The organism is Corallococcus llansteffanensis, from assembly GCF_003612055.1.
Classification (GTDB): domain Bacteria; phylum Myxococcota; class Myxococcia; order Myxococcales; family Myxococcaceae; genus Corallococcus; species Corallococcus llansteffanensis.
In genome coordinates this window covers 1-4,117 of the sequence record NZ_RAWB01000750.1, presented here as the reverse complement: position 1 = coordinate 4,117, position 4,117 = coordinate 1, and the positions used below count along the sequence as shown (strand labels likewise).

The window sequence follows — 4,117 nt, the reverse complement described above, 5'->3', positions numbered from 1 at the left end:
CCGTCGTGTCGCGTCCGGCCAGCAAGCCGCTGCCGCCGCCTCCTCCCGCCGCGCCCACGTTCACCCCGCGCGCGGCCGAGCCGCCGCGTCCGGCGTCCACTGAGCAGGCGAGCAGTGCCGCCGCGCCTGTGCCCCGCGTGGTGGCTGCTGGCGCGAAGAAGAAGGTCGTGGTGAAGAAGTCCCGCTAGAGCCCGCCCACCGCGCCGTCGTTTCCGGCGGCGCGGGGGTGGAACAACCGGGGGTGCCACCATGGACGCCGAGCACAGGGCCGAGGGACAGGAAGGAATGTCAGGCACACCTGGGGAGAACGCGACGCCGTCCCAGCACGAGGGCGCGTCCGACGCAGCCCCGCCGGAGCACGGCGAGGGCGCTGCAGGGACCTCGCACGCGCAGGGCGCGGGTGGGGAAGTCATTTCCGAAGGCGCCTCTCAGGCGGGAGCGGGTGGCGAGGCCGTGAGTGGAGCGCAGGTGGAAGCGACCGGGACGGACCCTGCCGGGCAGGGTGACGCGGCCGGCGCGGGTCAGGGCGAAGCAGGTAGCGCGGACCCGGGCAGCGGTGCCGGTGAAGCGACCGGGTCCGTGGAAGGCGCGGGCGCGTCGAAGAGCGCCGCGGAGTCCGGCGAGGGCGCTGACTCCCCGAAGGACGCCGCGGAGCACCGCGAGGACGCGGGCGCGTCGAAGAGCGCCGTGGCGACCGACGAAGACGCTGCCTCCCCGAACGATGCCGCGGAGCACGGCGCAGGCGCGGCGCCCCCGACGGACGCCCAGGCCTCCTCGGAGCCCACGAGCACCGGTCGCTACGTGGAGCTGTCGTCCGGCGACGACAAGTCAGAAAGCCCCGGCGCTGGCAGCGACGGCGGTGGTGAGGCGAAGGACGTGCAGGAAGAGCCGCGGTCCGGCCCGGTGTCGGGGGTGGACGACGCGCTCCTCAACGCCGGCATCTGGGACGTGGCGAGCCGCGCGAGCCAGGAGGAACCGGGCTCCGCGGGCGCTGATGGATCCGAAGACGTGGCGACCCCGGGCGAAGAGCCCCGCGTGGAGGCCGTGGAGCCCCGCGTGATGGGACAGGTGACGGCGATGGTGTTGCCGCTGGAGCGACTGGAGGAGGACACCACCTTCCGCCTGCGGGACGAGGGCGACGTGTCCGAGCTGGCCACGGACCTGGCGCGCCTGGGACAGCTGTTCCCGGTGGACGTGCGCCCGCGCGGAGACGAGCGCTACCAGCTCATCTGCGGCTTCCGGCGCGTGGCGGCGCTGCGCTTCCTCAAGCGCGACCACGTGCAGGTCCGCGTGCACGAGGAGCTGTCCGACGAGGACGCGCTGCTGCTGTCCCTGGCGGACGCCATCCACGCCTCACCGGTGGAGCACGACGTGCTGGAGGCCAAGCGGAACTCGCTGGAGGCCGAAGGCCGGCTGACGGCGCCGGTGCGCGACATGCTGGAGAAGGCGCTCGCCACCGAGGAGACGCTGGCGCCGGAGGGCGTGGAGGAGGAGATCGACGCGGATGAGCTGGCGTCGGACGTCGCCCAGCGCATGGGCGCCCTCAACCAGGACCTGTCGCTCCTGGCGGACGTGTTCGCCGCGCTGGACGAGTCCCGCCGCGCGGAGCTGCTGATGCAGCTGCGCTACTCGGCGCAGCTGGTGGCGTACCTGGAGGGTCTGTAGCCATGGCGGAACCGCTCGTGCGCGACCGCGCCCGGCTCCTGGAGGTGCTCACGCAGCGCTCCTTCGAGCGCCGTCGCGTGGTCCTCTCCTCCGGCAAGGAGTCGGACTTCTACATCGACTGCAAGCGCACGGCGCTGCTCGCCGAGGGGCACTACCTCATCGGCCGGCTGCTCCTGGAGGCCATCCGGCGCGACGCTCCGTCGGCGGTGGCCGCGGGCGGGCTGACGCTCGGCGCGGATCCGCTCGCGTCGGCGGTGAGCCTCACCAGCTTCCTGGAGGGCCAGCCGCTGCACGCGTTCATCGTGCGCAAGGAGCCCAAGGGCCACGGCACCGGGCAGTGGATTGAAGGCCTGTCCGCGCTGACTGCCGGCGCGCCGGTGGCCATCGTCGAGGACGTGGTGACGACGGGCGCGTCCACGCTCAAGGCGATTGAACGGGCGAAGCTGGAGGGCCTGACGGTGCTGGGCGCCTTCGCGCTGGTGGACCGGTTGGAGGGGGGACGCGAGGCCGTGGAGGCCGCGGGCCATCGCCTCACCACGCTGTTCACGCGCAAGGACTTCATCCCGTGAGAAGGCTGCTGGTGGCCGTGGTGCTGCTGGGTGTGCTGGGCGGTTGCGCCAACACGCCCCCCGTCGTCGGGGAGCTCGCGCCCACGCTGGATGATCCGAAGGCGGAGGCCGCCTACATGGCGGTGCTGGACCGGTACTCGGACCGTCAGGAGATCTACGACGGCTTCGACACGCGCATCTTCGCGGGGGCCACGATTCAGACGCCCGCCTTCCGCGACGCCCGCGTCCGCCGCCGGGCGCTCTTCCAGACGCTGCCCGCGGTGAAGGTAGAAGCGCTGCTCGCCGAGGAACAGGCGGAAGCCGCGAAGTTCCACGAGTTCTTCCTGGGCGTGCACGTCAACGACTTCCGCTACGACGACTTCGCCCACAAGAAGAGCATCTGGCGGATCGCGCTGGTGACGCCCGCAGGCGAGGTGACGCCCGTGGAGATCCGCCGCATCGGCCGGGTGGACCTCAACGTGCAAGCCTACTACCCGTATACCAGCCTCTTCTGGGTGGGCTACCGCGTGCGCTTCCCGCTCACCTTCACGAGCGGTGAGCCCGTCATCCCCGAGGGCACCGAGCAGGTGATGCTGCGCGTGGCCTCGTCGCTGGGGAACGCGGAGCTGAAGGTGCACGCGCGCTGAAAGCGTGGGCGGCCCGCGGCCCTCAGGTCTGCTGGCCGTCCTTCAGCCACTTCGCCGTCACGGGCATCGTGGGCCCCGCGAGCAGGCGGTCCAGGAGCGCGTCTGGCGATGGCTCCACCGCGAAGGGCAGCGCCTGCGTCTCCGGGACGAACCCGGCCTCCACCATGCGCCGCACCAGCGCGAGCAGCGGCTGGAAGAAGCCGTCCACGTCCAGCAGGCCCATGGGCTTCCTGTGCAGGCCCAACTGGGCCCAGGTGACGATCTCGAACAGCTCGTCCAGGGTGCCGAAGCCGCCGGGCAGGGCGATGAAGGCGTCCGCGCGCTCGGCCATCAGCGCCTTGCGCGAGTGCATGGAGTCCACCCGGTGCAGCTCCGTCAGGCGCGGGTGGGCCAGCTCCTTCGCGTCCATGAAGTGGGGCAGCACGCCCACGGCCTTGCCACCGCCCGCGAGCACGGCGTCCGCCACCGTGCCCATCAGCCCCACGCTGGCGCCGCCGTAGACGAGCGTCAGCCCGCGCCGGGCCAGCGCGGTGCCCAGCTTCGTGGCGGCCTCGCGGTACTCGGCGCGCACGCCGGAGCGCGAGCCACAGAAGACGCAGACGCTGCGCACGTTCGTTTCGCTCATGTCAGAAGCCTCCTCGCCGCTCCGGGTGGGCGGCCACCAGCGCCACCGCCGCGGCGATGAACAGCAGCACGGGGATGGCGCGCGAGAAGAACCTGGGGCCCTGGCGCAGGGCCATGCCGCAGGGCAGACCGAAGAGGAAGCCGCCCAGGTGTCCCGCCCAGCTCACGCCGGGCAGCAGGCTGATGACCGCCACCTGCACCAGCCAGAAGTACAGGTCCTTGCGGCCCTGCTGGGTGGCGATGGGCAGCATCGCGCCGCCCCAGCCGAGGATCATCCCGGAGGCGCCCACTGTCTGGACGTTGAAGTTGAAGAAGAGCGCGAACGCGGAGCCGCCCAGCGCGGTGACGAGCGACAGCGCCAGGAACCGGAGGCTGCCGATGCCGCGCTCCAGCGTCATGCCCATGGTGAAGACGACGGACATGTTGAAGAACAGGTGCATCGCGTTGCCGTGCTCGAACACCATGCCCAGCAGGCGCCAGTACTCGCCCGCCTGCACCGACGGACCGAAGAGGGCCAGCGGCTTCAGGACCCCCACCACCGTCCCGTCCGGAGCCACCAGCGTCTGGCCCAGCGAGCGGCCCAGGAAGAACATCGCCACCGCGCCGGCCATCAGGCCGTAGCAGACGTAGGGC

The 4,117-nt window shown here is 72.0% G+C and carries 5 protein-coding genes and 1 pseudogene; 4 read left to right on the top strand and 2 right to left on the bottom strand.

The annotated features are described in order from the left end of the window. From D7V93_RS39480 to D7V93_RS39465, 4 genes and pseudogenes are all read left to right on the top strand, one after another. Positions 1-188: pseudogene (locus D7V93_RS39480) on the top strand (polymer-forming cytoskeletal protein); the annotation flags it as partial. A 280-nt stretch (positions 189-468) separates the two neighbouring features. Beyond that, complete coding sequence (locus D7V93_RS39475; protein ID WP_244237781.1) at positions 469-1,665, top strand: ParB/RepB/Spo0J family partition protein; 1,197 nt, start codon at positions 469-471, stop codon at positions 1,663-1,665. A 2-nt stretch (positions 1,666-1,667) separates the two neighbouring features. Next, a complete protein-coding gene (gene pyrE / locus D7V93_RS39470) occupies positions 1,668-2,234 on the top strand; it encodes an orotate phosphoribosyltransferase (RefSeq protein ID WP_120612006.1) in 567 nt (188 codons plus the stop codon). Next, positions 2,231-2,860, top strand: coding sequence for a hypothetical protein (locus tag D7V93_RS39465; RefSeq protein WP_120648201.1), 630 nt, complete (start codon positions 2,231-2,233; stop codon positions 2,858-2,860). Before pyrE ends, D7V93_RS39465 begins: the two co-directional genes overlap by 4 nt. A 22-nt stretch (positions 2,861-2,882) precedes the next feature. On the opposite strand, the gene D7V93_RS39460 is transcribed toward D7V93_RS39465, so the two are convergent. Beyond that, positions 2,883-3,485, bottom strand: a complete 603-nt coding sequence (locus D7V93_RS39460) for an LOG family protein (protein ID WP_120648200.1) — start codon at positions 3,483-3,485, stop codon at positions 2,883-2,885. Between the two features lies 1 nt (position 3,486). Beyond that, on the bottom strand, positions 3,487-4,117 hold a 631-nt coding region (locus tag D7V93_RS39455; protein WP_244237780.1), incomplete at its 5' end, for a rhomboid family intramembrane serine protease.

What these genes read in the sequence shown, in the direction of transcription:
- pyrE (WP_120612006.1), top strand. Translation starts at nt 1,668, where the DNA reads ATGGCGGAACCGCTCGTGCGCGACCGCGCCCGGCTCCTGGAGGTGCTC.
- D7V93_RS39460 (WP_120648200.1), bottom strand. Translation starts at nt 3,485, where the DNA reads ATGAGCGAAACGAACGTGCGCAGCGTCTGCGTCTTCTGTGGCTCGCGC.